We start from the raw sequence: 3,918 nt of genomic DNA, 5'->3' as shown, positions 1-3,918 counted from the left end.
TGGCACGCTGGCTGTAGTACTCGGCCATCAGCGCGTTGGGCATGTGGCCAGCGTCGGCACGGGCGCGTGTCAGTGGTGCCAGAAGGATGCGGTTGGCCAGGGTGAGAGAACCTACTTGAAGTGGATTGAATAGCATGCGAATGAAAATCCAGGTTACTGGTTACTGAACAGAAAGCAGTGCTGAAGGTAACAGTTTCGCGATACTCAGACGTTCGAAAGGTCACTGAAGACGGCTTTGGCACGGCTGGTGCTTTTGCACCCAACGCACGATGTAGTGGGCACGGGTTGGGAAGGCTTTGCTACCGACAGTTTCGCGGCGGTCTCCAGCCGTACATGCGCCAAGCGCCTCTGGTCATCCACCGCGTCGCAACTCCCTGACACCCCGGCCCAGCTTGCGGCGCAACAGGGCCCGCAGGGTCACCCCATCCGAGTACCCGACCTGTGCGGCGACCTGGTCGACGCTGGCGTTCCCGGTGCGCAAGAGATGGACGGCATGCTCCACGCGCAGGTCCTGGAAATACGACAGCGGTGTCTTTCCCAAAACGCTTTGCAGCCGCCGCGCCAAGGTGCGCTCGCTTGTGCCCGCGGCGCTGGCCGCCTCGGCCAGCGAGAAACCTTGCGCGAGCCGACGTCTGGCCCAGCACTCGAAGCGCTCGACCATCGGGTCGGCATGCGCAAGGTGGTCGGGAATCACGAATTCGGCTTGCGAACTGCGTGTCTCGACCAGCAGATAGCGTGCCACCAGGGCCGCCAGCGCCGGACTGCGCCCTCGGATGATGCGCAAGGCCAAGTCGACGTGGGCCAAAGCGGCACCCGCGGTGGTGAAGCGTGTCGAATTCACGATCATGCGTGACTCGTCCAGCGTGACGTTCGGATAGCGCTGCCGAAACATCGGCCCCAGCCACCATGACGTCGTCGCACGATGCCCATCAAGCAGGCCACTCTCTGCAAGCAAGAAACTACCGGAGCAAGCGGCACCAAGGTGCGCGCCAGCGGTGGACCACTGCTGGAGCGCCGCGACCGCATCGGGCACATCGGGGCGTGTGAGCCGAGCCGAGAGCGTGTCAGGCATCTTGTCGCCAAACGCGGGCACGAGCACGACGTCTGGTTCGGGCACATCATGCGCAGTGACCACGGGGACCGTCAAGCCTTGCGCCGTTCGGATGCGACGCCGCACACCCACCAGCGTGAGCTCTATGCGAGAGGGGGCCTGTGGCAGCGAGCCCGCCATCGCATTGGCCAAGCCCACTGTGTCAGTGAGCGCCGCAAGTCCCAGATCAAACACGCCATCACAAACAAGGAGGTGGAGTTTCATGGCAACAATGATATCAATGTTGTCATTATTGCCACTGGAGATGTCTGTCATGAAGACTTAGACTGCAGTCTCGTCGATCCCTTCACCTACTTTTCCATTTACCCAAAGGAATACAGCATGACCAAGCTCGCCCTGTTTGTTCGCCTCGAAGCCAAACCCGGCCAGGAGGCTGCGCTTGCCGACTTCCTGGCCAGCGCACTGCCGCTCGCCAACGCCGAGTCCGGCACCACGGCCTGGTTCGCATTGAAGTTTGGCCCTTCGACATTCGGTGTGTTCGATGCCTTCGCCGATGAGGCAGGTCGCCAGGCACATCTGAACGGCCAGATCGCCGCGGCCTTGATGGCCAACGCCGCGACCTTGCTGAGTTCTCCGCCCAATATCGAGAAGGTCGAACTGCTTGCAGCCAAACTGCCTGCATGACAACCCGGCCTTGACCCCATCAGGTCACGCTGCAGGATGGGCGTCACACGGCCCTGTGCGGCGCTACCCCTCGACTGACCCGTTGGGATCAAGGCATCTGCCCAGGCTGCTCGTGGCGAATGACTCAGCCCGGCGTTCATAGCCACTAAAAAATCCATGGCAGCGTCAAACACCTGATCGGCGTCTGACGCTGCATGGGGCGAAACACGAACAATGAGGTCAGCGCCGCGCTGTTGCCGCAGGAACTGGGCTTTGGCAGCGGCATGACCTGCTGGCGGCGACTGCGCGATTCGCACGCAGCAGGTGTGTGGCACGATTTTCACCTGACGGAAGCTGCTCGATGCACTGCGCAGGTCGAGAAGCTGGATTTCATCCGATTCAGCATGGTCGGAGCCAGCGTACTCAGCCCCACCCGGAGGGCCGCGCACCGACCCCAAACCGACGGATCGGGTCAAGCTGGGCAGCAAGCGTCACATCATCACGGAAACCCGAGGTATCGCCGTGATGCTCTGCGTCACCCGGTCAACAGGCATGATTCGGTGGCCTTCGAGGAACTGGTCAACACCCCGCCGGCGGTAGGCTGCCAGCGGGCAGGCCCTGGAAACTGCCTGCGGTCACCGGGTACAGCTTTCTCATCTGGTGAATCCAGTCGTACCCCGCAGTGTGTCCTGCGCGAAGTACGCCGCGGCTTTTTTGCGATGTCGCGCTCCATGCGAACGCGAGCATTATTTTCACGCAACCGGGCTATCTTTATCTGCTCGGGCGAGACCTGGATGCTCTTGTCCCTACAGCCCGCACCGACCAATTCTCCCTTGGCTGACACACGTACCCAGTAGTTGCCCAGGCTCGCTTTAGGAATGCCCAGTACCTTGGCCACCACCACAATCGCATGACCGGAGCGGACATGCCGAACGGCCGCGTGATTGAACTCTCTCGTGTACTGCGCACGCACCTGCCGCGCATACTCCTGGTAGAGCTCCATCAGGCTCTGGAAAATTAATCGCCATCGTAAATGGCCCTCACCGTTCCATGGGTCCGCACGCCAGCGCTCCGACCAGAGTTTTGCTGCATTGCAGGCCTCAGTAACTTCCCGCCACTTTCCAAGGGATAGAACTCCGGGTATTGTTTCAGCTGCAGGAGTTCGAGCTTGTCCTCTGCGATAAAGATTTTTCAAGGCCGCTTCGGGCGGGTCGCCCTTCTTGACATGGACGCCCCGCTGGTCGCGCACGCCCATCATCATTGCCATATTCTCATCAAGGCAGGAGGGGCTGACAGCGCCTTTATTGTCCGGGGGGAACGTGCGCCTATCACGGACGAGTTGGCTGTCCTGGTCAACGCTTGGGAGCCACACGCTTACGAGCATGTCGCGCCGACCGATGCGCACACGCTGATACTGGCGCTCTACATCGAGCCAGGGTGGCTCGCAGATCTGCAGCGCTCACTTGCTCTTTCAGCCCATCCACGATTTTTTCCGCAGCGCTGCGTGGGCTTGAGTCCCGCAACCCGCAAGATGGTGGAGGAGTTCGTCCTGGAGCTTTGGTGGGACGACGAGGTTTCGCCTTCTCGCCTCGAAGACCTTTTGTTCAACCTCATCATTGCCGTGGTGGAGAGCTATACCGGTTGGCGTGACCTCTCCACCTTGCTGAAGAGTCGGCCGCCCGTCGCCATGGACCCGCGCGTACGCCGGGCGATTGCACTCATGCATCAGGACGTTGCGCGAGAGCTTGATGTGGACATGCTGGCGGCTTCCACAGGCCTGTCGCGGGCGCACTTTTTCACGCTCTTTCAGCGTAATACACAAGTCACCCCTCTGGTCTACGCCAACGTCTTGCGCTTTGAAGCAGCAATTCAACGACTGACAAAGACGCAGGATGCCGTTGGTGACGTGTCTCACGAGTTGGGCTTTTCTGCACCCAGCCATTTTTCACGCTTCTTCCGCTCCCACCTGGGCATCACGCCTACCGACTACCGTCGCAAAGTGAACCTTTTCGAGCCCCCCTCCGACCCGCGCGTGGAAGAAATTTAGGTTCTATCGAAAAGTCACCAGACTATTTGGATAGTTACCCGACTGGCGGGTCAATGGGTGGACTCAAGCGATAACGCTGAGCCACCTTGTTTCCTGACACTGGCGCTGCAGAAAAAGCAGCTGCCAGACAGCTCAGGAGACAAAATTGCACTCAGAC

The 3,918-nt window shown here is 60.4% G+C and carries 3 protein-coding genes and 2 pseudogenes; 2 read left to right on the top strand and 3 right to left on the bottom strand.

The window, feature by feature from the left end:
- Together DBR23_RS27040 and DBR23_RS27035 are read right to left on the bottom strand one after the other, a co-directional pair.
- Positions 1-136, bottom strand: a pseudogene (locus DBR23_RS27040) (alkene reductase); the annotation flags it as partial.
- Between the two features lie 216 nt (positions 137-352).
- On the bottom strand, positions 353-1,366 hold the full coding sequence (locus tag DBR23_RS27035; RefSeq protein ID WP_369882178.1) for a GlxA family transcriptional regulator: 1,014 nt from the start codon (positions 1,364-1,366) through the stop codon (positions 353-355).
- Positions 1,367-1,432: 66 nt separating this feature from the next.
- On the opposite strand from DBR23_RS27035, the gene DBR23_RS27030 reads away from it, so the two are divergent.
- On the top strand, positions 1,433-1,735 hold the full coding sequence (locus DBR23_RS27030) for a putative quinol monooxygenase (RefSeq protein ID WP_007182542.1): 303 nt from the start codon (positions 1,433-1,435) through the stop codon (positions 1,733-1,735).
- A 612-nt stretch (positions 1,736-2,347) separates the two neighbouring features.
- Here DBR23_RS27030 and DBR23_RS27025 read toward each other — a convergent pair.
- Positions 2,348-2,717, bottom strand: a pseudogene (locus tag DBR23_RS27025) (IS3 family transposase); the annotation flags it as partial.
- A gap of 222 nt (positions 2,718-2,939) precedes the next feature.
- Here DBR23_RS27025 and DBR23_RS27020 point away from each other — a divergent pair.
- The gene (locus tag DBR23_RS27020) at positions 2,940-3,761 is read left to right on the top strand and encodes an AraC family transcriptional regulator (protein ID WP_233250780.1); all 822 of its coding nucleotides are present in this window, start codon (positions 2,940-2,942) and stop codon (positions 3,759-3,761) included.
- Positions 3,762-3,918: the final 157 nt, after the last annotated feature.

The organism is Acidovorax sp. HMWF018, from assembly GCF_003061035.1.
Classification (GTDB): Bacteria; Pseudomonadota; Gammaproteobacteria; order Burkholderiales; family Burkholderiaceae_C; genus Acidovorax; species Acidovorax delafieldii.
Note: the sequence above shows the minus strand (reverse complement) of the source record. Positions and strands in the feature narration are given on the sequence as shown.